A 24,834-nucleotide genomic window follows, 5' to 3' on the forward strand; every position below is an offset into this window, starting at 1 on the left:
CAGCGCACACTTCGCTGCGCCGAATCGTGACACCTCGCCGCCACAGACTGAACAGCGCGCGAACTACTCCATCGATGCGATCGCGCGGCTCAAGCACGGCGAATGGGCATCCTCCCGCCCTTGGCACGCTTTTGGCGTAAGCGACGTGCCGCTAAACAGGGCAGCCGCGATTGCGACGGCACTAGCAGCATCCATTCGATATGCGAGGAGCACACAAATGAATCATGCGGAGATGCAGTTTCTGAACACCGAATACCCGTACAAAAAGCAGTACGGCAATTTCATCGGCGGCGAATGGGTGAAGCCGGTCGGCAACGAGTACTTCGACAACATCTCGCCGGTGACGGGCGAGCCGTTCACGTCGATCCCGCGCTCGCGCGAGGCCGACATCGAACTCGCGCTCGACGCCGCGCATCGCGCCAAAACCGGCTGGGCAAAAACCTCGACCACCGATCGCGCGAACATCCTCAACAAGATCGCCGAGCGCATGGAGGCGAATCTGACGCGCCTCGCCGTAGCCGAATCGATCGACAACGGCAAGCCGCTGCGCGAAACGATGGCCGCCGACATCCCGCTCGCGATCGACCACTTCCGCTACTTCGCAGGCTGCATCCGCGCGCAGGAAGGCTCGATCGGCGAGGTCGACGACGATACGGTCGCCTATCACTTCCACGAGCCGCTTGGCGTGGTCGGCCAGATCATCCCTTGGAACTTCCCCATTCTGATGGCGTCGTGGAAGGTGGCTCCCGCGCTCGCCGCAGGCAACTGCGTCGTGCTGAAGCCCGCGGAGCAGACGCCCGCTTCGATCCTGGTCTTGATGGAATTGATTCAGGACTTGCTGCCGCCGGGCGTGCTGAACGTGGTCAACGGATTCGGCCTTGAAGCGGGCAAGCCGCTCGCGACGAACAAGCGCATCGCGAAGATCGCGTTCACCGGCGAGACGACGACCGGCCGCCTCATCATGCAGTACGCGAGCCAGAACCTCATTCCGGTCACGCTCGAACTCGGCGGCAAGAGCCCGAACATCTTCTTCGCCGACGTCATGGATCGCGACGACAGCTACTTCGACAAAGCGCTCGAAGGCTTCACGATGTTCGCGCTGAATCAGGGCGAGGTGTGCACGTGTCCGTCGCGTGCGATCGTCGAGGAGAAGATCTACGACCGCTTCATCGAGCGCGCTTTGAAGCGCGTCGCTGCGATCCAGCAAGGCCATCCGCTCGATCCGAAGACGATGATCGGCGCGCAGGCATCGAGCGAGCAGTTGGAGAAGATCCTCTCGTACATCAAGCTCGGCAAGGAAGAAGGCGCGCAGTGTCTCGCCGGCGGCGAGCGCAACCAGCAGGGCGGCGAGCTCGCCAACGGCTACTACGTGAAGCCGACCGTGTTCCGCGGCCACAACAAGATGCGCATCTTCCAGGAAGAGATCTTCGGGCCGGTACTGTCGGTGACGACGTTCAAGACCGAGGAAGAAGCGCTCGAAATCGCGAACGACACGCTCTACGGCTTGGGCGCGGGCGTGTGGACGCGCGACGGCAATCGCGCATATCGCTTCGGGCGCAACATCCAAGCGGGCCGCGTGTGGACCAATTGCTATCACGCCTACCCGGCGCACGCGGCGTTCGGCGGCTACAAGCAATCGGGCATCGGCCGCGAGACGCACAAGATGATGCTCGACCACTATCAGCAGACGAAGAACCTGCTCGTCAGCTATAGCGACAAGCCGCTTGGATTTTTCTAATCGCGGTTGGTCTTAATCGGCGCGAACGAATCGGAGATTTCGATTCGTTCGCGCTTGCCGTTTCAAGGAGGACTCGGGATGACAGACGAACAGGCAGTGCAGCGCGTGATCGCCACAGAAGCGGCTGTCGCGCTGATTGCAAAGCTCGTCGCAGAGCATGGTCCGGTGATCTTTCATCAATCGGGCGGCTGCTGCGACGGCAGCGCGCCGATGTGCTTTCCGGCGAACGAGTTCCTGGTGGGTGGCTCGGATGTGAAGCTAGGCGAGATCGGCGGCGTGCCGTTTTATATGAGCGAGTCGCAGTTCGAGTACTGGCAGCACACGCAATTGATCATCGATGTGGTGCCGGGCAACGGCGGCATGTTCTCGCTGGAGCGGCCGACGGGTCTCAGGTTTCTCACACGCTCGCGGCTTTATGACGACGCTGAGAATGCGTGGCTTGAAGCGCATCCGGTTGAGCATGCAGGCGGGTGATGCAACTGTCGACGATAGTCATTCGACATCCTGACGACGACGCGGCGCGCCTTTGATACCGGGTTGGCTACCGCCAAGATCCGCAAGCCGCCCCGCGGCGTCGCGAGCCGAATGTTCATCGCCGTCTTCGATCGCACGCGGTTGCACCTGCGCAGCCGCGTCGAGCAGCGCATCACTGTCGTCCTTCAGGCCGACGCCTGTCAGCCCCAGCCTTCGCGCATGCGTAAGCAAATAGTGCAGCTTGTGCGCAGCCGCTTCGTAGCTCAAGCCTTCCGGCCGCACATTCGAAATGCAGTTGCGCAGCGAGTCCGCCGTGCCGACTTTCGGCCCATACGTCAAATAGATGCCGAGACTATCGGGCGAGCTGAGCCCCGGCCGTTCGCCGATCAGCATCACCACGAGCTTCGCGCGCAAGATCTCGCCGATCTCGTCGCCAAGCGCAACACGCGCCTGTCGCGCGACGACGACCGGGCCGATGCGCCAATCGCTCATCCGCTTCGTGACCGCCTGTAGCAATGGCAACGACTGACGCGAGGCGGCAAACGCCGACAAGCCATCGCCAATCACGAATACGACTTCAGCCGGATCGAGCGACAACTGCTGTAGCGCTTCGCGGCTCTCATCCGACAAACGCCGCCCCAGGTCAGGCCGCCGCAAATAGTGCGCGCGATCGGGTGCGGCGCTGTGCACGTCGAGCGTGCTGAACCCCGCGTCCTGCAGTTGCTTGTGCAGCACGTCCGCATCGAGCTGATGGTGAACGGCATCGCGCGCCTGCGCATGAGACAGGTTGAACGCGAGCAACGGCGCGGTCGGCAGGCTGTTGCCGGCGCGGCCCAACGCGATGCGCGCCTGCGTGAACTGCCGCAGCGCATTCCACGGATTCTTTTCGAGGAAATCGTTCATTCCACGCCCATCCATTCGCTAACACCGGCGAGCAACGGCTGCCTAGGCGACGCCGGCAGCAGCACGCCGCGCGCATCCGCAATCTGCATCGCTTCGAGCCAATCCTCGAACTCGGGCGCACGCCGCAGGCCCAGCACGTCGCGTACGTAGAGCGCGTCATGAAACGAGGTGCTCTGGTAGTTGAGCATCACGTCGTCGGCGCCCGGCACACCCATGATGAAGTTGATGCCCGCGACGCCAAGCAGCGTCAGCAGGTTGTCCATGTCGTCCTGATCGGCTTCGGCATGGTTCGTGTAGCAGATATCGCAGCCCATCGGCACGCCGAGCAGCTTGCCGCAGAAGTGGTCTTCGAGGCCCGCGCGGATGATCTGCTTGCCGTCGTACAGATATTCCGGTCCGATGAAGCCGACCACCGTGTTCGTGAGAAACGGGTTGTAGTGCCGCGCGACCGCATAGGCGCGCACTTCGCACGTCTGCTGATCGACGCCATGATGCGCATTCGCCGACAGCGCGCTGCCCTGGCCCGTTTCGAAATACATCACGTTGTCGCCCACGGTGCCGCGCTTCAACGACAGCGCCGCGTCATACGCCTCTTGCAGCAAAGCGAGCGTGATGCCGAAGCCTGCGTTCGCCTTCTCGGTGCCCGCAACCGACTGGAACACGAGGTCCACCGGCGCGCCCTTTTCGATCGCGGCAATCGTGTTCGTGACGTGCGTGAGCACGCACGATTGCGTCGGCACGTTGTAGCGCTGCCGGAAGTCGTCGACCATCGCGAGCAGCGTCGTGATCGCGGCAAGGCTGTCGGTGGCGGGGTTGATGCCGACCATGGCGTCGCCGCAGCCGTACATCAGGCCGTCGAGCATCGACGCGGCGATGCCTTTCACGTCGTCGGTCGGATGGTTCGGCTGCAGGCGCACCGACATATGTCCCGGCAAGCCAACCGTGTTGCGAAAGCGCGTGATCACCGGACGCTTCTTCGCGGCGATCACGAGATCCTGATTGCGCATCAGCTTCGACACCGCCGCGACCATTTCCGGCGTGAGCCCCGCGGTGACGCGCGTGAGCGCCGCCGTATCGGTCGTATCGGCGAGCAGCCAGTTGCGGAAATCGCCGACCGTCAGATGCGAAATCTCCGCGAACGCCTCGCGCGAATGCGTATCGATGATGAGCCGCGTGACCTCGTCGCTCTCGTAGGGGATCAGCGCTTCGTTCAGGAACGTCGCGAGCGGCACCTGCGCGAGCGCCATCTTCGCCGCGACACGCTCCTCCTCGCTCGCCGCCGCGACGCCGGCGAGTTCGTCGCCGGAACGCAGCGGGCTCGCCTTCGCAAGCAGGGTCTTCAAGTCGGCGAACCGGTAGGTCCGCGCGCCGATGGTCTCCGAATAGCTCATGATGCCTCCCGCCCCCCAAGGGGACTTCCTTCGGGCGCCGGTTCCGCCCCAAGGAAGGCATCGGCCCCCTCGGGGGGAGCGTTGCATGGGACCGGAGTAAGCGCTAAAGCGCCAACTCCGGTCGACAGCGAACGATAGTGAGCGTGGGGGTAGTTCATCTCTGACTCCATGTGCCGCTGCACTGCTGGCGCTAAGCCGCGCTCACTCCTCGAGCAGCGCGTCGGCGGGTGCTGCCATCTCGCGCTGTCGGCGCGTGAGCAGGAAATACACGTAGCCGAGCGCCAGGAAGATCGCGAACACGATCGCCACGAGAAAGTTGTAGTACACCATCGTCGCGAGCGAAATCGCCGCGGCAACGAGCGCGAACGCCGGGAAGTACGGGAACAACGGCGCCTTGAACGGACGCTCCATGTTCGGCTCGGTGCGGCGCAGCTTGAACAGCGCGAGCATGCTGACGATGTACATCACGATAGCGCCAAACACCGACATCGTCACGATATTGGCCGTGAGCGTCTGGCCGCCGAACTGGATCAGCTCGTCGCTGTAGATCGCGGCGATGCCCACCACGCCGCCCGCGAGGATCGCGCGATGCGGCGTCTTGAAGCGCGGGTGCACTTTAGCGAGCCACTCGGGCAGGTAGCCGGCGCGAGCGAGCGCAAAAATCTGCCGTGAATAGCCGAGGATGATGCCGTGAAACGACGCGACGAGCCCGAACAGGCCGAGCCACACGAGCATGTGCATCCACCCGCTGTTCGCGCCGACGATGTATTTCATCGCTTGCGGCAGCGGGTCGTTGATGTTGGCGAGCTTGGTCCAATCGCCGGCGGCGCCCGCGAACACCATCACGCCGATCGCGAGCACGACGAGCGTGAGAATGCCGGTGACGTAGGCGATCGGAATCGAGCGCTTCGGATTCTTCGCTTCCTCGGCCGCCATCGCGACGCCTTCGATCGCGAGGAAGAACCAGATCGCGAACGGGATCGCCGCGAACATGCCGTGGAATGCGCCAAGGCTGAAATGATCGCTGCCGGCCCAGCCGCCCTTCGTGAAGTTCGACCACGCGAAGCCCGGCGCCACGACGCCCATGAACACCAGCAGCTCGAAGATCGCGAGCAGCGTGACGAACAGCTCGAACGCGGCCGCGATCTGCACACCGACGATATTGAGCGCCATGAAGACGAGGTACGCCCCCATCGCCGCGTGCTTCGGTTCGAGGCCGGGGAACTGCACGTGCAAATACGCGCCGATCGCGAGTGCGATCGCGGGCGGCGCGAAGACGAATTCGACGAGCGTCGCCGCGCCCGCGAGATAGCCGCCGACCGGACCGAACGCCTGCCGCGCATAAGCGAACGGCCCGCCTGCATGGGGTATCGACGTGGTGAGCTCGGTGAAGCTGAAGATGAACGTCGTGTACATCGCCGCGATGAAGATCGCGGTGATCACGAATCCGAGCGTGCCGGCGCTCGCCCAGCCGTAGCTCCAGCCGAAGTACTCGCCGGAAATCACGAGACCGACCGCGATCCCCCAAAGCTGCCAGGTGCCGAGCGTTTGCTTGAGCTCGTGATGCGTGATCTTGCCGGCATGCGGGCTACCGACTTGCTGTTGGTTCGACTTTGTTGTCATCGACGACTCCCTATTGGCCGCTCCCGCCCGATGTGCCCGTGCACTTCTATGGCAAACGGACACGCTTCCAATCGATGCTAGAGAGTCATAAATCGAGGTGTTATCGAAATTCGGCAAATTTAACGAGACCCGCGAAAGCTCGATGAAAGAACTGCCGCAGGCGGCCCCCCGCAGCCGGTCGCCCGCAGCCGGTCGCCCGCAATCTCCGCAAGATTTGTCAAACGGCCCCGTGCTATGTTGCCTGCACGCACCCCGACACGAATGGCTTCCCGTGAGACAACCCGCCAGCCGCGCCGATTATTCAGCCCGCCTTCAACGCGTGCTCGACTACATCTACGACCATCTCGACGACGAGCTCGACCTGAACCGGCTCGCGGATATTGCCTGCCTGTCGCCCTATCACTGGCACCGGGTCTATCAGGCGATGTACGGCGAGACGATCGCGGCCACCGTACGGCGCTTGCGGCTGCATCGCGCGGCGGGCTACCTCGCGAAAGGGTCGATGCCCATCGACAAGATCGCCCAAAGCGCCGGCTACGGCAGCCTGCAGGCGTTCACGCGCACGTTCAGCGCGGTGTTCGGCATGCCGCCGGCGCAGTACCGCAAGAACGGCACGCACCGGCGTTTTCAACCACAGGAATCAGGAGGCGATCCCATGGTCATGCGTGAAGTGGAAATTCGGGAAGTGCCTGCCATGCAGGCTGTGACCGTCGATCACACCGGCTCGTACATGCAGATCGGCAAGGCGTTCGACACGCTGTTCGGCTGGCTCGCTTCCAACAATCTGCTCGGGTCGATCCAGCATGCGGTGGGGATCTTTTACGACGACCCCAGTGCGGTGGCGGAGGCGGCACTGCGTTCGAAGGCGGGCGCGGTGCTCGCGGCGCCCAGTGAGATCGCCGCGCCGCTTTCGCTGACGGCAATCCCCGGCGGACAGTACGCCGTGCTGCGCCACCAGGGCCCGTATGCGGACATGGCTGCCGCCTACCAATGGCTCTATGGCGAGTGGCTTCCGCAGTCCGGCCGGGAAGCCGCAGATGCGCCGGCGTTCGAGGAGTATTTGAACAATCCACGCAACACGCCGCCCGCCGAGTTGCTGACCGATATCTGCCTGCCGTTGAAGTAGACGGGTTTTCCGGCTGCTCGGGTTTGCCGTCAATGACCGCGGTATAAGCGGTTGATGTCTTCGGTCAGCGCCGCAAAGCGCTGAGGGGGGACGGCTGCGGGCGCGGCCTTGGGCGAGGGCGACTCGCCTGCGGGACCTACCGCCGATTCGCGCACTGCGGATGCAGCGGACTCCGGCCCCACGACTTTACGCGCGGCATCGAAAAGCGTCGGCGCGGCGGAGGGAGCCGATGCCGCCGCTGGCGGTGCTGCATGAAGCGCCGGTGCGGCGGTGGGTGCGGCCGCGCGAAGCGTCGGTGCCGAAGCGGGCGCGGCCGCGTGAAGCGCAGCCGCCGAAGCAGGCGCTGCCGCGCGAACCGTCCCACGCGTCACGCGTTCGCGCACCGGCGCTTTCGGTTCGGCGCTGCTCGCATTGAGCACCGCGGTTTGTTCAGCTTTTTCAATGCGGTCGAGGTTCTCGGGCTTCGTCAACTGGCGATGGATACAGCCCGTCCCATCTTCCTTGTCGCAGGCTTGCGCCGCGCGTTGGATCGCGTCGACACTCGGTTCGGTTGCGACGGACGGGCGCGGCTGCGGCTGAGGTGCTTCAGCCTTGGCAATCGGCGGTCCCGCCGGCGGTGCAGCTGGTTTCGCCGCAGCAACCACCGGAGGTGCGACCGGCGGCGCGGCCGGTTTCGCCGTAGTGACCACCAGCGGTTTGTCCGGCGGTTTGGGAATCGTCTTTTCCACCGGCTTAGAGACCACCGCTTCGGCAACGCGCGGATCGTTCGCGTGCTCGCGGCTTGGCGGCGCGACGCTCGCGACGACAGGCGCTTTCGGCTTCACCGAATGGGGCGGCGACGCGACCGGCGCCGGCACTGCGGCTGCGGCTACGCGTGGCTTCTGCACCGCCGCGACCGCCGGTTTCTGCGATGCAGCTGCGCTTTCTTTGGTCAGATCATTTTGGGCGAGCTGCGCATCCCTCGCGTCTTCAGCCCGCGTGTTCTCGATCTCGCGTTCGACCAGCGCGACAAGCGGCACCGACGTCGGCGGCCCCGGCAAATTGTTGCCGATGCCAGGCGGCAAAGCAGGTGCCTCGTTGTGATAGAGCACCTTGCGCCACTTCACGAGCGCTACATCCCGCTGCGTAATCGACACGTACGTCCCAAACGCAATCGCGAAACCGAACAACAGGATCGCTGCGCCACGGCTCATGCCCCAACGCCTGGCGCCGTTCAAATCGTTCTGCGCAATGCGCGGCGGCGCCGTGAGTATGGTTCCTGCTTGATCGATCGTCGTCGGGACCGGGCGCAGGATGCGCGCGGGCACTAGCGTGGGAGGCGGCACCAGCTCGGCTGCGGGAAGTACTTCGAGCAGCACGTTCGCCCCGCATTGCGGGCAAACGGCGACATGCTCGGGCAACGCTGCGCCACAATGACTGCATGGCATGGGAACCGCAGTGCTCGACGTCGCTTCGGTCTGCATCGCCGGATGCCTCACTCGTGGCACGCTGCGAGAAGGCGTGCAAGTGGCCTCATTGATCTCGATCCGGAGCAGTGCTTACGTTCGTCATTGGTATTGCACATCGAACGCACAGTCGGGCGAGCGTATTTGTACGAATCAATATGTGTCACTTCTGACGATAGGTCAATGAAACGCCCCGCGGCTAAGTTCGTTACTGAACATACGATTGACGCGCGCGTTTTAAATCGACTGACGAAAGCGGTACGCTGTGGAGTGTCCCAACGACTTTCTTTGCGCGCGGACTTGGCAAGCCGGGCATTGTGAAGCAAGCCCGGTTTGAAACGAACCTGCGAGCGTGGCGAAATGATGACGCGCGTGACTTTGTCGGTATTGGCAGTCGTCGTCGCAATCGCATGGGCTTGCGATGATTGCCGCGCCGCTGCGGCAGTGAGCACGTGCACGCCCGCGCTTTCCGAGGCGAACTTCGCGCGTGGCTTCGAGGTGCATACCGACTGCGGGGTGCCTGCCGCGACGCTCAAGCGCCTGACTTCCGCGTTGAATCGGATCGCGTCCAGCGGAGCGCTGTCGAGCGCTCAGCGGGTATCGCTTGCGAAGGCCGTCAACGAGATGCTGCTCGGCGCACAGACGCAAGCGAACCGCAAAGCAGGCTCGACGGAAGCGATCTTCGCCAACGTCGAACCCCTGATCGAAATCCTCGCTGCCAAGAGCAAGCTGCATTCGGAAACGGATCTCGTCGCCGAGGCGCGGCTTTGGAACGAGCGCTATCGCGAACTGCTGCGCAGGACGACGATCACCCGCAGCCCGGACCCTCGCGAATTGCAGGTCGACGAGGCCATCGAGCAGATCGACCTCACGCGCGCCTCGAGCGTGCTCGAAGCGCTGCTCACCGGCGGGCAAGGGTCCGGCGAGATCCAAGCCGGCCGTCTATACGAAGCGGCCGTCATCGAGCTGTTGCGCTTTGCCCCGCAGAACGCGCTCAAGTATCTGCAGGTCGCGTACGTCCTGCAGCCCGACGACACGGAGATCATGGCCGCGTACGGCGACACGCTTCGCGCGTTGCAGCAGTTCGAACTCGCGGAGACGGTGTTTCGCGCGCTGCTGTTGCGCGAGCAAACGCTCGCCGAAGACAACTCCGCGCAATGGCAACCGCAGATCGCACGCACGCTCGACAAGCTCGGCCATCTCTATGTCGACTTGAAGGAGCCGGAGCAAGCGGAAGGCGCCTACCTGCACACGCTCGAAGCCTATTGGACGCTCGCGCACGCCCATCCGGAAACGTACGGGCCGGCCGTCGCCGAAACCTTCGACAATCTCGGCATCCTCTATCGCGATTCGCAGCACATGAAGGATGCGACGGACGCGTACGGCGAAGCATTGAAGCTGGACCGCGCACTCGCGGCGCGCGATCCTGGCGCGTACCAGCCCGATGTCGCGAACACACTGAACGATTTGGGCATCCTCTACGATGCGACTCAGCGGGCGAGCGAGGCGGAGCAAGCGTATCGCGAGGCGCTCGACATCCAGCGCCAACTGGTGCGCGAGAATCCGGCCGCTTATCGTCCGGCGCTGGCGCGCACGCTCAACAACCTCGGCAATCTGTATAGCGGCATGCAGCGATTGCCCGAGGCCGAGCATGCTTATCTGGAAGCGGTTGCGATTCGCCAGCAGCTCGCGCACGAAACGCCTGCGCAATACCGCCCCGATCTGGCGCGCACGCTCAGCAATCTCGGCGTGCTCTATCGAATCCAAGATCGGCCGAAAGAAGCGCAGCAGGCTTACTTGAATGCCTTGCAGATCTATCAGTCGCTCGCTCGTGGCAACCCGGTCACCTATCAGCCGGATGAAGCTCGCACCTTTAACAACCTTGGCGTGCTGTTTAGCCGGACCAAGCGGCCGCACGAAGCGGAAGGCGCGTACCGGCACGCGCTTTGGCTCTATAAAGGGTTGTCGCGCGCCGATCCTGTCGCTTACCGGCAAGATGAGGCGCGCACGCTCGACAATTTGAGCCGGCTCTATAGCGAGACGCAAAGGCCGCGTGAAGCGGCACGCGCAAAGCGCGCGGCCGCTCGGCTCATGGAGGCGAGCGGTGCGCAAGGTGAGTAGTGCGTGCGATTACGTACCTTGATTATCTGTGCCGCCTTGGCGGGATCAGACGCCATGTCAGCAGCACCAGCAAGGCGAAGAGGACGTAGGCGAGCGTGAAGACCCACATCGGTAAGTCGTAGTAGAGCAGGCGGCTCACCCAGTGCTGGATGAAGCCTTCGCTTCCGATCGTGCCGTGGCGCAGCCAGTCTTCAAGCACGGTTAGAGGGCAGGCGATGCCGACTACGGAGAGCAGTGAAACCACGCAGATCAAGAGAAGATGCGTGAGTCGGAAGCGGCGATCACGGACCCATTGCCAGTTAGCAGCCGCGCCAATCCAGATCGCGGGAAGGGCGAGCACGATGAAGAGCGCGAGGAGCGCGTGGAGGACGAGGATGATGTTGGCTAGCCATGTGGTCATGCTTGAACCACTGGTTTGTTGGGTCCTGGTCAAGATACAGCTCGGGCGGGTTTGCCCAGTGCGACGCGGGCGCGGGCGCGTCGTGCAGCGGATCGATCTGGCTCGCGCCCAGCGAGCTCGGCGTTCGCAATCCGGTGTCTTGCGCGCCGCTCCAACTGCTGCGTGTGGGATTCAAGGTTTTACGACGTGCCACAGATCCTTGAAGCCATCGCCGTTCTTTTCGCCGGGCTGCTTGTCTTTGGAGTAGCGGTAGAGCGGATGCCCCTTGTAAGCCCATTGGTTCTTGCCGTCGGCCGTGGGAACGAAACTCCAGTCGCCGCTCGCCTGATCGGACGAATCGGCCATGGCCGCGGGCCACAGCGTTGCGCAACCGCCCGTGCAGGCGCTCTTTCCGGGCACGGTGTCCTTATCGAACATGTAGAGCGTCATACCGCTGCTGTCGACCATCATGCCGTTCGCCATTTTGGGCGCCTCGGCAAATGAGGTGACGGGGATTACGCAGGCGGCGATGCAAAGCAAGGTCTTGATCATGATTGGCGTCCTTTTGGAAATGCGGCGACGGGGTGGGGGCGCGCTGGGCAGGCGGAACTCGGGGAGCCGGGAAGGGGCGCTTGGAGCAACGCAATGCCCGCGTCGACGGTGGATCAGATACGCGCCGCCGCGACGAGTAAACGGGTACGGAAGCGTGTTATTCCAGTGTAGAAGTTATTCGCCGCACGTGCGGTTGGCGGTAGTCGCCACGGCAAAGAAAAAGGGCGCCGGAATCTATCCGGCGCCCTCGGGAAAGCAACGTCAACTCAGCTGCGTCAGCACCTGTAGACAGATTTCAATGAATTCCGCGAGCGAGTGAAATCAGTTCGACGCGACCAGCAGAAGCCTTCCGGACGGTCGAAGACTACAGTTGCTTACAAATCTCACAGTTGTCGGGTGCACTGGTTCGATGGTGCCAGCGTTCTTGCAGGCAACCACCACGGAGCCAGCCATGAACTCGAACCTCCCCTCCGATTTGCCCCAACGTAACCGCATTCATCCCCTGGTTGCGGGAGCCGCCGTTGCCGTCATGCTCGCCAGTGCCACCGGCATTGCCGCAATGACCGGCCTCCTTCCGTCGTCTCACGCGGTAACCGCGCCGCTGGCTCAAACCGCGGCGGTCGTCGGACAGCCTGCTAGTGCGCCACTCAGTTCTGCGCATCTGTCTTCCGAGCAGCAAGACCTACCCGCTACCGCGACGAGCGAATCACATGTTCACCACCACTATCGCAATGCGTCTGCGTCGGCGCCCAGGTATGCGAACGACGACACATACCGGGAAGCCGCCCAACCTGCCGCGCCTCGCCCCGTTGCGGTCGACCCCAATTCAGGCGAGGTGGTCTCCATCAACGCAGTGCAGTCGCCAGAGCCGACCACGGGGCTTGGCGCAGTCGGCGGGGCGGTCGCAGGCGGGTTGCTGGGCAACCAGGTTGGCCAAGGACGCGGTCGCGTTCTGGCAACCATAGCGGGAGCCGTGGGAGGCGGGCTTGCCGGTAACGGCATCGAACACGCCGTACGCAAGGCAACCACGTATCAAGTGCAGGTCAGAATGCAGGACGGCAGCTATCGAAACTTCAACTACGACACGCAGCCGCCGGTTCAGGTTGGCGAGCATGTGCACGCATATGGCGAATCGCTGAGCGCTTCATAGATGCCCTCATGCGCGAGTGCATTTCCCGGACAACATCGGATAGCGTCTGAGCGCCACTGGCGAATTGGGCAACGCTTCGCGCGGCTGGCGATGTGCCGGGTATGCGATAAAACGGCTCGAGCAGACGCGATGCGGATTGGCGGGCGCCCCCCGGTTTCGTTTACAAACGGTTACGGGAGAGACGCGCCGGTTTCACCTGTCCGGCTGTCGCCCTTCTACGATGGAAATTCGGTGGATGTACCGGACCGCCTTGGCAAACTGCCGGATTTGTACAGAGAGCATCATGAAACGCGCATTCATTTTGTCCGTGTTGGGAATATCTGCCGCGTGTGCGTCCAGTGCTGCTCTGGCCCACGTGGACGTTGGCGTTTATCTCGGTGCTCCGGCACCTGTCTATGTGGCGCCGCCTCCCGTTGTCTACGAAGCACCACCGCCTCCGGTTGTCTACGAAGCGCGTCCGCCCGTAGTCTACGCGCCAGCACCGGTCGTTTACGGCTATCCGGGCGGATACTGGGAAGAGCGTCGATGGCACGACAACGGCCGGCATAGAGGCTGGTACAAGCATCGCGACGATGATGACGACGAGCAGTGAACTATTGGTTCGTGTTCGATCACTAGGGCGCACGTTGCTGTAATGGCATTCGCCGTCGTGGGCCAGGCACGGATCCTCGACAAACCCAAGCTACCAATAGAAAAGACCCATAAGTCTCTCAACTTATGGGTCCGTTTTTCTCAGCTTTTGAGGCTATCTACATCACACCTCAAACATCAATATTCCCCGCCCGCAACGCATTCGACTCGATAAACGCCCGCCGAGGCTCCACCTCATCGCCCATCAGCGTCGTAAAGATCCCATCGGCCGCAATCGCATCCTCGATCTGCACGCGCAGCAAACGCCGAACAGTCGGATCCATCGTCGTCTCCCAAAGCTGCCCGGGGTTCATCTCCCCAAGCCCCTTATAGCGCTGCTTGGAAACATTCCGCTCAGCATCCGCGATCAACCACTTCATCGCGCTCTTGAAGTCGCCGACAGCCATGCTCCGCTCACCGCGCTTGATCAACGCCCCAGCGCCAATCAGCCCCTTGAACGTATTAGCCGTATTCAAAAGCTGCTGATAATCCGCCGTCAGCAAGAACTCCTCATCGATGACGGAAACCTTCACGTTGCCGTGATGCCGCCGCTCGACTCGCAGCGAACGCAGCTCACGCACCGCGTCATACATCGGATACACGCTGACCTCGGGCTTAAGCGGGTCATTGCGCAGCGCCGCTTGCAAAGCCTTGGCCGAAGCCTCCGTCGACGCCTCGCTCGACAGATCGATCGCCACGCCATCCATCACCGCTTCGAGCGAGTTCTCGTCATAGAGCCGGCTCAAGCGCTCCACCACCGCCTGCGCGAGCAAATACGACCGTGCCAGCTCACCGAGCGCGTCTCCGGCAATCGGCGCCGCCCCTTCGCTCGCGACGAGCTCCGAGCCCTGCAGCGCCAAGCGCAGCATGTGCGCGTTCAACTCCGCCGAGTCCTTCAAATACCGCTCGTCCTTGCCAGCCTTCACCTTATAAAGCGGCGGCTGCGCGATATAGATGTATCCGCGCTCGATCATCTCCGGCATCTGCCGGTAGAAGAACGTCAAAAGCAGCGTCCGGATGTGCGCGCCGTCGACGTCCGCGTCGGTCATGATGATGATGCGGTGATAGCGCAGCTTGTCGAGGTTGTAGTCCTCCTTGCCGATCCCGCAGCCCAGCGCGGTAATCAGCGTCACGATCTGCTCGGACGACAGCAGCTTGTCGTAGCGCGCCTTCTCGACGTTCAGCACCTTGCCGCGCAGCGGCAGAATCGCCTGGAACTTGCGGTCGCGCCCTTGCTTGGCCGAGCCGCCCGCCGAGTCGCCCTCGACGATATAGATCTCCGACTTCGCCGGGTCCTTCTCCTGGCAATCCGCGAGCTTGCCCGGCAAGCCGACGCCATCGAGCACGCCCTTGCGCCGCGTCATCTCGCGCGCCTTGCGCGCCGCATCGCGCGCACGCGCCGCGTCGACGATCTTCCCGCAGATGATCTTCGCGTCGTTCGGCGTCTCGAGCAGAAACTCCTCCAGCGCCTTGGCAAGCACTTCCTCGACCGGCGCGCGCACTTCCGACGACACCAGCTTGTCCTTCGTCTGCGAGCTGAACTTAGGCTCGGGCACCTTCACGGACAGCACGCACGAAAGGCCTTCGCGCATGTCGTCGCCGGAGGTCTCGACCTTTGCCTTCTTCGCGATCTCATGATCGATGATGTACTTGTTGATGACGCGCGTCATCGCCGCGCGCAGGCCGGTCAAGTGCGTCCCGCCATCACGCTGCGGGATATTGTTCGTGAAGCACAGGACGTTCTCGTTGTAGCTGTCGTTCCACTGCATCGCCACTTCGACGCCCACGCCGTCCTTCTCGCCGACTATATGAAAAATCGTCGGATGCAGCACGGTCTTCGTCTTGTTGATGTACTCGACAAAGCCCTTCACGCCGCCGACAAACGCGAAATCGTCTTCCTTGCCCGAACGCTGGTCGGTCAGGCGAATCCGCACGCCGTTATTGAGGAACGACAGCTCGCGAATCCGCTTGGCGAGAATGTCGTAGTGATATTCGACGGTGCCGAAAATCGTCACGTCGGCCATGAAATGCACTTCGGTGCCGCGGTTTTCGGTGTCGCCGGTCACCAGCATCGGCGAAGTCTGTTCACCGTTCCTTTCCTCGAGCACGCGGTTCTGCACGACGCCGCGGTTGAATTCCATGAAGTGCTTCTTGCCGTTGCGGCGCACCGTGAGGCGCAGCCAGCTGGACAGCGCGTTCACGCACGACACGCCTACGCCGTGCAGGCCGCCCGACACCTTGTAGCTGTTCTGGTCGAACTTGCCGCCAGCGTGCAGCTCGGTCATCACGATTTCGGCGGCGCTGCGCTTCGGGTCGTGCTTGTCGTCCATCTTGACGTCGGTCGGGATGCCGCGACCGTTGTCGGCGACGGAGATGGAGTTGTCCGCGTGGATGATCACGTGGATGTCGTTGCAGTGCCCAGCGAGCGCTTCGTCGATGGAGTTGTCGAGCACTTCGAATACAAGGTGATGCAGGCCGGTGCCGTCCGACGTGTCGCCGATGTACATCCCCGGCCGCTTGCGCACCGCCTCCAGACCTTCGAGGATCTGGATGGACGAGGCGCCGTAGCTGTTGTCGGGTTGCGTATTTTGCTGTTCACTCATGGGATTTTTCCGGTTCTGCATTCACTGCTGTGTTACTGCTCGGGACATCTCGGGCGCTGTCAAAAGGGCGTGTTGCCGCACTCTCGATTCGCCATAAAAACGCCAAAGGGGCGCTGCGCCCCTTGGTGTCTTTTTATTGTTGGCCGCGTCAGATGCGCATTGGCATCACCACATACTTGAACTCGTCGTTCTCGGGAATGGTGATGAGGGCACTGGAGCTCGCGTCGCCGACGCTCACTTGCAGCATGTCGACCTTCAGGTTCGCGAGCACGTCGAGCAGATACGTGACGTTGAACCCCATGTCGATGACATCGCCCTGATAGGCGATTTCCAGTTCTTCCTGCGCCTCTTCCTGATCCGCGTTGGTCGACATGATCTTGAGCTGGCCGGGCTCGATGATGCAGCGCACGCCCTTGAACTTATCGGACGTGAGAATCGCCGCGCGCTGCAGCGAACGCTGCAGTTCGTCACGGCCGATCAGGAACGTGTTCTTGTGCGACTTCGGGATCACGCGCTGGAAGTCGGGGAACTTGCCTTCGACGAGCTTCGACACCAGCTCGACCTGGCCGAACGTGAACTTGACCTGCGTGGGCGCGATGTCGATCTTCAGCGTGTCATCGATGTCTTCGAGCAGGCGCTGCAGTTCGAGAATCGTCTTGCGCGGAATGATCACTTCCTGCCGCGGGAAATCGCCGTCAATCTTCATCGACGAGAACGCGAGCCGGTGGCCATCGGTGGCGACCGCCATCAGCGTGCCGCCGTCCACGACGAGCAGCATCCCGTTCAGGTAGTAGCGGATGTCCTGCTGGGCCATAGCGAAGTGCACCATGCCGAGCAGCTGGCGGAAGGTCTTCTGCGGAACCGACAGGTTCGCGCCGAAGTCCTTGGCCTGGGCCACGGTCGGGAACTCGTCTGCGGCAAGCGTCTGAAGGGCAAAGCGGCTCTTGCCGGATTGCACGGTCAGGCGTTTATCGGAGAGGGTCAGGCTCACTTGGCCGTCGGGCATCGCGCGCAGGATGTCGAGCAGCTTGCGCGCCGCCACCGTGGTGGCGACCGATTCGCCGCCGACGCCGAAATCGGCGCGGGTGGTGATCTGGAGTTCGAGGTCCGTGGACAAGAACGACACGTCGGGGCCGTTCTTGGTGATCAGCAGATTGGCGAGGATCGGCAACGTGTGGCGGCGTTCGACTATGCCGCTTACGGTTTGCAGCGGCCTAAGGAGGTTATCTCGTTCGGTCTTGACCAGTTGCATAGGGTTCCTTCGTTGATGTGACGGCCTGCGCGCCTCGCTCGGCAGCTTTGGTGACTTCCTGCTTGGTCCTGCTGGGTCCTGCTGGGTCCTTTCATCGCGCGGCGCCGGCGCCCCCGCCCACGCACCGCCGCGTCTCGCCGCTTTCTGTTTCGTACCCGTCCAGCGCCTCATTCGACCAATCGGTCGAATTTGTCTGGAGAATCTCAAAACCCGCCCGCGGCCGCTGGACGGTTAAACCTATATTGTGCCTGAAAACGGAACCGCTCCCTTAAGATTGGGTCGTTTCGCGAAACAAACAGATGTCCCAATACCCGATTTCAGGGAACGGGCGGTTTATCCCTTCAACGTTTGCTCGAGCACGTGCAACTCGTGATTCAACTGCGCGTCCTTGCTGCGTTCGTCGGCGATCTTGCGCACCGCGTGCAGCACCGTGGTGTGATCGCGCCCGCCGAACAGCTCGCCGATCTCCGGCAAGCTCTTCTGCGTCAATTCCTTTGCGAGATACATCGCGATCTGCCGCGGCCGCGCGATGTTCGCCGGACGCTTCTTCGAATACATGTCGGCGACTTTGATGTTGTAAAAATCGGCGACCGTCTTCTGAATGTTTTCGACCGAAATCTGCCGGTTCTGAACGGTCAGCAGATCTTTTAGCGCTTCTTTCGTCAGCTCGATCGAGATCTCGCGGCCGTGGAACTTCGAGTACGCGAGGATCTTGCGCAACGCGCCTTCGAGTTCGCGCACGTTCGAGCGCAGATGCTTCGCGACGAAGAACGCGACGTCTTCCGACAAGCTCACGCCCTCGGACGCCGCCTTGCGCATCAGAATCGCGACGCGCATCTCCAGTTCGGGCGGCTCGATTGCCACCGTCAAGCCGGAGTCGAAGCGCGAGATCAAGCGATCGTCGATACCCGAAATTTCCTTCGGATACGTATCGCTCGTGATGATCACCTGCGCCTTGTTCGCGACGAGCGCCTCGAACGCGTAGAAGAATTCCTCTTGCGTGCGCGACTTGCCCGAGAAGAACTGAATATCGTCGATGAGCAGCAGGTCGAGCGAGTGGTAGTAGCGCTTGAAGTCGTCGAACGCTTTGCGCTGGTACGCCTTCACGACGTCGGACACGTACTGTTCCGCATGGATGTAGCGAATCCGCGCGCCCGCCTTGTCCATCAGCAATTGGTTGCCGATCGCGTGGATCAGGTGAGTCTTGCCGAGGCCCACGCCGCCGTAAAGGAAGAGTGGGTTGTAGGAGATGCCGGGGTTGTCCGCGACCTGGATCGCCGCTGCACGCGCGAGCTGGTTCGCCTTGCCGGTGACGAAGTTGTCGAACGTCAGCACCGGGTTGAGCTTCGAGCGCTCGTACATCGAGTCCGATTCGGGGTTGCCCTGCGCGCCGCCGGAGCCCGGACGCCAAGTGCGGCGCGCGGCGGCGGCTTCGTGTGCGTCGAGGCTTGGAAGGTCGAGGTCGGCGGCATCGTCGGTTGCGGCACTCGCGCCGGCGGTCTTTTGCGCCTGGGCGGCCTGCACGGCGCTGACGGCGGCATCGACCGCCGCCGCACCCGTGCGGTTCACCACCGCGGACGCCGGCGAGCGCGGCGCAGGCGCACCCGATGCGCCTATCGGCGCGCGCATGCCCGCCTTGGGATCGAGAACAAACTGGACTTCGACCGGCGCCTGCCAGAAATCGCGGGCCATATCGGAAATGCGGCCGGAAAACTGGCTCTTGACCCAGTCGAGCTTGAAGCGGTTCGGCGCGGCGATAGACAACGTGTTCGCGTCAGCGTCGAAGGCGACCGGGGCCAACGGTTTGATCCACGTCACGTACTGCTGGGGCGTAAGCTCACGCTCCAGCAGTGCGGAACAGTGTTGCCAGAATTCGTTCATCAAGGTGCTATCGTTTTTTAGTGCACGAGACTCCCCGCCGCCGTTTCTGTCGCGCGTGCGCAACAGGACCCTGAACGGCAATGCGGACACGCTTCGGAGGCTTGTGCGACAAAGGTTTGCGGCGAACAAGCGGGCCGAAGCGGCGTGCTGGATTCTTTGGATAAGGCGAGATTCTACCGCCAAAAACGTGTGCCAAGTAAGTTATCCACAGGGCCTGATCAACGACGCGAGCATCGCTCGACACCCTTTCGTAAGCCTCGCGAGCCTGTGGACCGATGCTCTAAAGTATTGACGGCCAAGAGAAAACCGGTTTAAATAGCGGGTTCCGCGAAAGCGAAAACCAATTTTGAACCCCGGGCCATTGCACTCGGCAGTGCGCGTGGTGACCATCTCAATCCAGTGAGAGCAACATGAAACGTACTTACCAACCTTCCGTGACGCGCCGCAAGCGCACCCATGGCTTCCGCGTTCGCATGAAGACCGCCGGCGGCCGCAAAGTGATCAACGCTCGCCGCGCGAAGGGCCGCAAGCGTCTCGCCATCTAAGGCAAGCTGCGCGCTGTGTCCGCTGCCTGCGGCAACGCGGGGGCCGGCGATGCGCCGCAGGGCTCGGTTCCGTTGCGAGCGCAAGCCACCTTCCCCAAAGCCGCGAGGCTTCTGAAAACGGATGAATTTTCATCCGTTTTTCGTTTGCGCCCTTGGCGCAGGTCGGCGCACTTCGTCGTCTATGCCCGGCCTACAGGTAACGAGGCGCGGCTCGGGCTCGTGATCGGCAAGAAGTACGCGCCGCGTGCGGCCACGCGCAATCTGGTCCGACGCATCGCGCGCGAAGCGTTTCGCGTGCGCCGCGCGGACTTCGGCGGCTGGGACGTGCTGCTGCGGCTGCATACGCGCTTCGACAAGAAGGCGTTGCCGAGCGCGGCGTCGGTGCCGCTGAAGGCGTTGTGCCGCAACGAAATCGACGAGCTGCTCGGCAAGGCGGCACGCGAAATCGCGAAGCGCCAGGCTGCGCCGCCCGCTGGCGCCGCAACCGGGGCGGGCGCGACGGAATGACGATCCCGGTGAAGCGTCGCATTCGCTTCAAGCGTCCAATGCGACCTGCGCCGGGACACTGCTGGCTCGAGACTTTCGAAAGCCAGCTCGATTGCTTGTAGTCGAGGGGCGGCGCACTACGCCGCCATTGCCATGCGAACGGTACTGCTAGCGTTACTGCGCTTCTACAAGATTGCCGTGAGTCCCATGCTCGGCAACCGGTGCCGCTTTTACCCTTCTTGTTCTGATTACGCGCGCGAAGCAATCCAGTATCATGGCGCCGCGCGCGGGACTTACCTCGCCGCCCGGCGCCTTTGCCGCTGTCACCCGTTTTCCGCGGGCGGGATCGATCTCGTGCCGCCCCCTACCTCTGAAAAGCGCTGAAGCGCCGTTCCCTCGACACTGAGACAACGCATGGATATCAAACGCACCGTCCTATGGGTGATCTTCTTCATGTCAGCGGTCATGTTGTTCGACAACTGGCAACGCGACCATGGACGCCCGTCGATGTTCTTCCCGAACACCACGCATACGCAGACTGCTGCGTCCGGCGGTGCATCGGGAACGACGCCCTCCACGCAAGCCTCCGATGTGCCGGCGGCAAGCGGCGCGACTACCGCAGCCGCGCCTGGCACGGCGCCGCAGCAGGCGGCCCAGGCGGCGCAGCTGATCCACTTCAGCACCGACGTCTATGACGGCGAGATCGACACGCGCGGCGGCACGCTCTCGAAGCTCACGCTGACCAAGCGCGGCGGCACGAACCAGCCGGATCTGAACATCACGCTGTTCGACCACACGGCGGACCACACGTATCTCGCGCGTACCGGCCTGATCGGCGGCGACTTCCCGAATCACGACGACATCTTCACGCCGGTCGCGGGCCCCCGCGCGCTCACCGACGACCAGAAGACGCTCACGCTCAGCTTCGAATCGCCGGTGAAGGGCGGTGTGAAGGTCGTGAAGACTTACACGTTCACGCGCGGCAGCTACGTGATCGGCGTGAACACGAAGATCGAGAACGTCGGCACGACGCCCGTCACGCCGACCGCCTACATGGAACTCGTGCGCGACAGCCAGCCGGTCGAAACGCCGCGCTTCTCGCACACGTTCATCGGACCGGCTGTCTACACGAACGAGCATCACTTCCAGAAGATGACGTTCAGCGACGTCGACAAGAACAAGCAGGACTACGCGACCTCGGCCAACAACGGCTGGATCGCGATGGTGCAGCACTACTTCGCGTCGGCGTGGATTCCGCAGGAAGGCGCGCAGCGCAGCATCTACGTGCAGAAGATCGATCCGAACCTGTACCGCGTCGGCGTCCAGCAGCCGCTGAAGACGATCGCGCCGGGCCAGTCGGACGACGTCAATGCACGCCTGTTCGCGGGTCCGGAAGAAGAGCGCATGCTCGAAGGCATCGCGCCGGGTCTCGAGCTCGTGAAGGACTACGGCTGGGTCACGATCATCGCGAAGCCGCTCTTCTGGCTGCTCGAGAAGATCCATACGTACGTCGGCAACTGGGGCTGGTCGATCGTCCTGCTGACGCTGTTGATCAAGGCCGTGTTCTTCCCGCTGTCGGCGGCGAGCTACAAGTCGATGGCGCGCATGAAGGAAATCACGCCGCGCATGCAGGCGCTGCGCGAACGCTTCAAGAGCGATCCGCAGAAGATGAACGCCGCGCTGATGGAGCTGTACAAGACCGAGAAGGTCAATCCGTTCGGCGGCTGTCTGCCGGTGGTCGTGCAGATTCCGGTGTTCATCTCGCTGTACTGGGTGCTGCTGTCGTCGGTGGAAATGCGTGGCGCGCCGTGGATTCTCTGGATTCACGACCTCTCGCAGCAAGACCCGTTCTTCATCCTGCCGGTGCTGATGGCCGTGTCGATGTTCCTGCAGACGCGCCTGAACCCGACGCCGCCGGACCCCGTGCAAGCCAAGATGATGATGTTCATGCCGATCGCGTTCTCGGTCATGTTCTTCTTCTTCCCGGCCGGTCTCGTGCTGTACTACGTCGTGAACAACGTGCTGTCGATCGCGCAGCAGTACTACATCACGCGGATGATGGGCGCGGCGAAGAAGAAGCCGGCCTGACGCGACAGCCGTGGCCAGCGGGTAGACGGTGCGCCGTCTGCCTATTGCGACGGTTGAGCGCAGCAACAAACAAAAAGCCGCCCGGTTTGCGCCGGGCGGCTTTTTGTTTGCGTGTTCAGTTTCGGTGTTGTTGGAGACGGCGTGATCGAGTGGGAACCGGGTAGAGGGAGGTCGGCGGCTACGTCTTCGACAAACTTAGCGATCGGCCCCGTCGCCGTAGAACTGCTCGATCAGCTCTTGAACCAGGTAGCGGTGATGCGGCGATAGCGCTTCGATCTTCGATGCCAGCTCGATCGTCTCCTGCGTCAGCGGATACTTTTCGTCACGTGGGAGCGGCTTGGGCGTCGTGCGAGCTGCGGCGCTCGGCGGCGGGCCGTAGTGCAGCCAGTGCAGATCGACGCGCAGCCAATCGGCGAGCGTCGCGAGCTTGTCGGCGGTCGGGATCGTGCGGGCCGTCAGCCACTTGTGCGCGGTCTGCGGGGAGATCGGGTTCTCGCCGTGATGGCGCAGATTGAAGTGCAAGGCAAGCTCAGTCCCGCCCGAGACTTTCTCGGGGCTACGCAGCAGGGCGAACTTGAGGCGCTCGGAGAACGCCATTTTTTCATCGACGGTTGGCATCACAAAATTGTGCAGGTCAGCCAGCACCAATGAGACAACCAGTTAGGCTACATTTAACCAACGTAAGCGCGGTTTTAGCTGAGATACGCCGCATGAGATCGCTTTCTTTGATAGTCGTGAGGTAGCGCAAGTCCTTACCCATCAGGCATAGTTGGCCAACCGATGTCTCAATATCAAGCGCCACGCTTAAGAATGATCTTATCCCAATCAAGATAAATAGCCCACCCGTCAGATAACCGTTCTCCCCTGCTTGGCACATCGAAGCTGCACAACCGGCGCGCTACAATGCGCTGCGTTTTCAGCAAGCAAGCACGCAAGCTTTCGCCTACCTCCTCGTCCACTGCCGTCCTTCTCCGCCATGCTCGCTACCGATTCCGATCCGATCGTCGCCATTGCCACCGCCCCCGGACGGGGAGGCATCGGCGTCGTGCGGGTGTCGTTTGGGCGCGCCGGGGAGGCGGCCGCCCAAGCGTTGATCCAGGCCCTCTGCGGCCAGCCGCTCGCGCCGCGCCACGCGAGCTATGTGCCGTTTCTCGACGGCAGCGGCAACGCACTCGACCGCGGCATCGCGTTGTACTTTCCGGCGCCGCACTCGTACACGGGCGAGCACGTGCTGGAGCTACAGGGCCACGGCGGACCGATCGTCATGCAGTTGCTGCTGCAGCGCTGCGTCGGCGCTGGACGCTCCTTCGACCTGCGGCTCGCCGAGCCCGGCGAATTCACGCGCCGCGCGTTTCTGAACGACAAGCTCGATCTCGCGCAAGCCGAAGCCGTCGCCGATCTGATCGAAGCGAGCACGGAAGCTGCCGCGCGCTCAGCCGGGCGCTCCCTCGAAGGCGCGTTTTCGCGCGATATCCATGCACTCGTCGAAGACGTGATCACGCTGCGGATGCTCGTCGAAGCGACGCTCGATTTTCCCGAAGAAGAGATCGACTTTCTCGAAGCCGCCGACGCGCGCGGCAAGCTCGCCCATATCCGCGAGCGGCTCGAACACGTGCTCGGCGACGCGCGGCAGGGGGCGTTGCTGCGCGAGGGGTTGTCGGTGGTGCTCGCGGGGCAGCCGAACGTCGGCAAGTCATCGCTGTTGAACGCGCTGGCGGGCGCCGAGCTGGCGATCGTCACGCCGATCGCCGGCACGACGCGCGACAAGGTCTCGCAAACCATCCAGATCGAAGGCATTCCGCTGCACGTGATCGATACGGCCGGTCTGCGCGAAACCGAAGACGAGGTCGAGAAGATCGGCATCGCACGCACGTGGAGCGAGATCGAGCGAGCGGATGTGGTGCTGCATCTGCTCGATGCGCGCATTGGCTCGACGGTCGAGGATGGTGTGATCGCGGCGCGTTTTCCATCGGGCGTGCCCGTCGTGCGCGTGCTGAACAAGACCGATTTGACCGAACTAGCGCCATCGGTCGCGCGTATTTCCGATACGAACGACGACGATGTCTGCGAAGTGCGTTTGTCGGCAAAGAAGGGCGAAGGTATCGAGCTGCTGCGCGAGCAACTGCTGCGGATCGCCGGATGGCAAGCGGGCGCCGAAAGCGTCTATCTTGCACGCGAGAGGCACCTGATTGCGCTGCGCGCCGCGCAGGATCACCTCGCGCTCGCCGCTCAGCACGCGAATCAGAACGCGCAAGCGCTCGATTTATTCGCTGAGGAATTGCGGCTCGCCCAAGAGCAATTGAATTCAATTACGGGTGAATTCACGTCGGACGATTTGCTTGGCGTGATCTTCAGCCGGTTCTGTATTGGGAAATAACCGGCGCTCGGAGCCAGTCATCGCGTTTGCGTTTGCGTCGGCGCATTGCGCGGCCCGGGGCTTCTGCACC

General features: G+C 62.7%; 21 protein-coding genes. 11 read left to right on the forward strand and 10 right to left on the reverse strand.

The window, feature by feature from the left end; genetic code table 11:
• Positions 1-217: 217 nt before the first annotated feature.
• A complete protein-coding gene (gene adh / locus AAHK20_RS06660; RefSeq protein WP_449180668.1) occupies positions 218-1,738 on the forward strand; it encodes an aldehyde dehydrogenase in 1,521 nt (506 codons plus the stop codon).
• 78 nt (positions 1,739-1,816) lie between these two features.
• Positions 1,817-2,212, forward strand: a complete 396-nt coding sequence (locus AAHK20_RS06665) for a DUF779 domain-containing protein (protein ID WP_449180669.1) — start codon at positions 1,817-1,819, stop codon at positions 2,210-2,212.
• Positions 2,213-2,230: 18 nt separating this feature from the next.
• On the opposite strand, the gene eutC is transcribed toward AAHK20_RS06665, so the two are convergent.
• The 3 genes from eutC to eat form a co-directional block, all read right to left on the reverse strand.
• On the reverse strand, positions 2,231-3,115 hold the full coding sequence (eutC, locus tag AAHK20_RS06670; protein ID WP_449180670.1) for an ethanolamine ammonia-lyase subunit EutC: 885 nt from the start codon (positions 3,113-3,115) through the stop codon (positions 2,231-2,233).
• Positions 3,112-4,506: an ethanolamine ammonia-lyase subunit EutB gene (locus tag AAHK20_RS06675; protein WP_449180671.1), complete on the reverse strand. Its 1,395-nt coding sequence runs from the start codon at positions 4,504-4,506 to the stop codon at positions 3,112-3,114. Before AAHK20_RS06675 ends, eutC begins: the two co-directional genes overlap by 4 nt.
• A gap of 201 nt (positions 4,507-4,707) precedes the next feature.
• Positions 4,708-6,129 carry an ethanolamine permease gene (gene eat / locus AAHK20_RS06680; protein WP_449180672.1) on the reverse strand — a complete coding sequence of 474 codons (1,422 nt, stop codon included), beginning with the start codon at positions 6,127-6,129 and terminating at the stop codon, positions 4,708-4,710.
• A 271-nt stretch (positions 6,130-6,400) separates the two neighbouring features.
• Here eat and AAHK20_RS06685 point away from each other — a divergent pair, with 271 nt between their 5' ends.
• A complete protein-coding gene (locus AAHK20_RS06685) occupies positions 6,401-7,255 on the forward strand; it encodes an AraC family transcriptional regulator (RefSeq protein WP_449180673.1) in 855 nt (284 codons plus the stop codon).
• 29 nt (positions 7,256-7,284) lie between these two features.
• On the opposite strand, the gene AAHK20_RS06690 is transcribed toward AAHK20_RS06685, so the two are convergent.
• Positions 7,285-8,613: a hypothetical protein gene (locus AAHK20_RS06690; protein ID WP_449180674.1), complete on the reverse strand. Its 1,329-nt coding sequence runs from the start codon at positions 8,611-8,613 to the stop codon at positions 7,285-7,287.
• Positions 8,614-9,063: 450 nt separating this feature from the next.
• Here AAHK20_RS06690 and AAHK20_RS06695 point away from each other — a divergent pair, with 450 nt between their 5' ends.
• A complete protein-coding gene (locus AAHK20_RS06695; protein WP_449180675.1) occupies positions 9,064-10,821 on the forward strand; it encodes a tetratricopeptide repeat protein in 1,758 nt (585 codons plus the stop codon).
• Between the two features lie 22 nt (positions 10,822-10,843).
• Here AAHK20_RS06695 and AAHK20_RS06700 read toward each other — a convergent pair whose 3' ends face one another.
• Together AAHK20_RS06700 and AAHK20_RS06705 are read right to left on the reverse strand one after the other, a co-directional pair.
• Positions 10,844-11,221, reverse strand: a complete 378-nt coding sequence (locus AAHK20_RS06700) for a DUF2784 domain-containing protein (protein WP_449180676.1) — start codon at positions 11,219-11,221, stop codon at positions 10,844-10,846.
• A gap of 171 nt (positions 11,222-11,392) precedes the next feature.
• On the reverse strand, positions 11,393-11,752 hold the full coding sequence (locus tag AAHK20_RS06705) for a COG4315 family predicted lipoprotein (RefSeq protein WP_449180677.1): 360 nt from the start codon (positions 11,750-11,752) through the stop codon (positions 11,393-11,395).
• 451 nt (positions 11,753-12,203) lie between these two features.
• Here AAHK20_RS06705 and AAHK20_RS06710 point away from each other — a divergent pair, with 451 nt between their 5' ends.
• Positions 12,204-12,902 carry a glycine zipper 2TM domain-containing protein gene (locus tag AAHK20_RS06710; RefSeq protein WP_449180678.1) on the forward strand — a complete coding sequence of 233 codons (699 nt, stop codon included), beginning with the start codon at positions 12,204-12,206 and terminating at the stop codon, positions 12,900-12,902.
• 283 nt (positions 12,903-13,185) lie between these two features.
• Positions 13,186-13,494 carry a hypothetical protein gene (locus AAHK20_RS06715; protein WP_449180679.1) on the forward strand — a complete coding sequence of 103 codons (309 nt, stop codon included), beginning with the start codon at positions 13,186-13,188 and terminating at the stop codon, positions 13,492-13,494.
• 169 nt (positions 13,495-13,663) lie between these two features.
• Here the strand turns inward: AAHK20_RS06715 and gyrB are convergent, their stop codons facing one another.
• The 3 genes from gyrB to dnaA all read right to left on the reverse strand — a co-directional run bounded on the left by gyrB (position 13,664) and on the right by dnaA (position 19,268).
• Complete coding sequence (gyrB, locus tag AAHK20_RS06720; RefSeq protein ID WP_449180680.1) at positions 13,664-16,135, reverse strand: DNA topoisomerase (ATP-hydrolyzing) subunit B; 2,472 nt, start codon at positions 16,133-16,135, stop codon at positions 13,664-13,666.
• A 148-nt stretch (positions 16,136-16,283) separates the two neighbouring features.
• Complete coding sequence (gene dnaN / locus AAHK20_RS06725) at positions 16,284-17,387, reverse strand: DNA polymerase III subunit beta (protein WP_449180681.1); 1,104 nt, start codon at positions 17,385-17,387, stop codon at positions 16,284-16,286.
• Positions 17,388-17,720: 333 nt separating this feature from the next.
• On the reverse strand, positions 17,721-19,268 hold the full coding sequence (gene dnaA, locus AAHK20_RS06730; protein ID WP_449180682.1) for a chromosomal replication initiator protein DnaA: 1,548 nt from the start codon (positions 19,266-19,268) through the stop codon (positions 17,721-17,723).
• 410 nt (positions 19,269-19,678) lie between these two features.
• On the opposite strand from dnaA, the gene rpmH reads away from it, so the two are divergent.
• From rpmH to yidC, 4 genes are all read left to right on the forward strand, one after another.
• Entirely contained in the window at positions 19,679-19,813 is a 135-nt protein-coding gene (gene rpmH, locus AAHK20_RS06735; RefSeq protein WP_004198824.1) for a 50S ribosomal protein L34, read from the forward strand.
• A gap of 15 nt (positions 19,814-19,828) precedes the next feature.
• Complete coding sequence (locus AAHK20_RS06740; RefSeq protein WP_449180683.1) at positions 19,829-20,320, forward strand: ribonuclease P protein component; 492 nt, start codon at positions 19,829-19,831, stop codon at positions 20,318-20,320.
• Between the two features lie 132 nt (positions 20,321-20,452).
• Positions 20,453-20,683, forward strand: a complete 231-nt coding sequence (gene yidD, locus AAHK20_RS06745) for a membrane protein insertion efficiency factor YidD (RefSeq protein WP_449180684.1) — start codon at positions 20,453-20,455, stop codon at positions 20,681-20,683.
• 30 nt (positions 20,684-20,713) lie between these two features.
• Positions 20,714-22,387: a membrane protein insertase YidC gene (gene yidC, locus AAHK20_RS06750; protein WP_449180685.1), complete on the forward strand. Its 1,674-nt coding sequence runs from the start codon at positions 20,714-20,716 to the stop codon at positions 22,385-22,387.
• 195 nt (positions 22,388-22,582) lie between these two features.
• Here yidC and AAHK20_RS06755 read toward each other — a convergent pair whose 3' ends face one another.
• The gene (locus AAHK20_RS06755) at positions 22,583-23,005 is read right to left on the reverse strand and encodes a transcriptional regulator (protein WP_449180686.1); all 423 of its coding nucleotides are present in this window, start codon (positions 23,003-23,005) and stop codon (positions 22,583-22,585) included.
• A gap of 358 nt (positions 23,006-23,363) precedes the next feature.
• Between AAHK20_RS06755 and mnmE the strand changes: the two genes are divergently transcribed.
• On the forward strand, positions 23,364-24,764 hold the full coding sequence (gene mnmE, locus AAHK20_RS06760; RefSeq protein WP_449180687.1) for a tRNA uridine-5-carboxymethylaminomethyl(34) synthesis GTPase MnmE: 1,401 nt from the start codon (positions 23,364-23,366) through the stop codon (positions 24,762-24,764).
• The last annotated feature ends 70 nt before the right edge of the window (positions 24,765-24,834 follow it).

The sequence above is a fragment of the Trinickia camelliae genome (assembly GCF_053525655.1).

What these genes read in the sequence shown, in the direction of transcription:
- adh (WP_449180668.1), top strand. Translation starts at nt 218, where the DNA reads ATGAATCATGCGGAGATGCAGTTTCTGAACACCGAATACCCGTACAAA.
- AAHK20_RS06665 (WP_449180669.1), top strand. Translation starts at nt 1,817, where the DNA reads ATGACAGACGAACAGGCAGTGCAGCGCGTGATCGCCACAGAAGCGGCT.
- eutC (WP_449180670.1), bottom strand. Translation starts at nt 3,115, where the DNA reads ATGAACGATTTCCTCGAAAAGAATCCGTGGAATGCGCTGCGGCAGTTC.
- AAHK20_RS06675 (WP_449180671.1), bottom strand. Translation starts at nt 4,506, where the DNA reads ATGAGCTATTCGGAGACCATCGGCGCGCGGACCTACCGGTTCGCCGAC.
- eat (WP_449180672.1), bottom strand. Translation starts at nt 6,129, where the DNA reads ATGACAACAAAGTCGAACCAACAGCAAGTCGGTAGCCCGCATGCCGGC.
- AAHK20_RS06695 (WP_449180675.1), top strand. Translation starts at nt 9,064, where the DNA reads ATGACGCGCGTGACTTTGTCGGTATTGGCAGTCGTCGTCGCAATCGCA.
- AAHK20_RS06700 (WP_449180676.1), bottom strand. Translation starts at nt 11,221, where the DNA reads ATGACCACATGGCTAGCCAACATCATCCTCGTCCTCCACGCGCTCCTC.
- AAHK20_RS06705 (WP_449180677.1), bottom strand. Translation starts at nt 11,752, where the DNA reads ATGATCAAGACCTTGCTTTGCATCGCCGCCTGCGTAATCCCCGTCACC.
- AAHK20_RS06710 (WP_449180678.1), top strand. Translation starts at nt 12,204, where the DNA reads ATGAACTCGAACCTCCCCTCCGATTTGCCCCAACGTAACCGCATTCAT.
- AAHK20_RS06715 (WP_449180679.1), top strand. Translation starts at nt 13,186, where the DNA reads ATGAAACGCGCATTCATTTTGTCCGTGTTGGGAATATCTGCCGCGTGT.
- gyrB (WP_449180680.1), bottom strand. Translation starts at nt 16,135, where the DNA reads ATGAGTGAACAGCAAAATACGCAACCCGACAACAGCTACGGCGCCTCG.
- dnaN (WP_449180681.1), bottom strand. Translation starts at nt 17,387, where the DNA reads ATGCAACTGGTCAAGACCGAACGAGATAACCTCCTTAGGCCGCTGCAA.
- dnaA (WP_449180682.1), bottom strand. Translation starts at nt 19,268, where the DNA reads ATGAACGAATTCTGGCAACACTGTTCCGCACTGCTGGAGCGTGAGCTT.
- rpmH (WP_004198824.1), top strand. Translation starts at nt 19,679, where the DNA reads ATGAAACGTACTTACCAACCTTCCGTGACGCGCCGCAAGCGCACCCAT.
- yidD (WP_449180684.1), top strand. Translation starts at nt 20,453, where the DNA reads ATGCGAACGGTACTGCTAGCGTTACTGCGCTTCTACAAGATTGCCGTG.
- yidC (WP_449180685.1), top strand. Translation starts at nt 20,714, where the DNA reads ATGGATATCAAACGCACCGTCCTATGGGTGATCTTCTTCATGTCAGCG.
- AAHK20_RS06755 (WP_449180686.1), bottom strand. Translation starts at nt 23,005, where the DNA reads ATGCCAACCGTCGATGAAAAAATGGCGTTCTCCGAGCGCCTCAAGTTC.
- mnmE (WP_449180687.1), top strand. Translation starts at nt 23,364, where the DNA reads ATGCTCGCTACCGATTCCGATCCGATCGTCGCCATTGCCACCGCCCCC.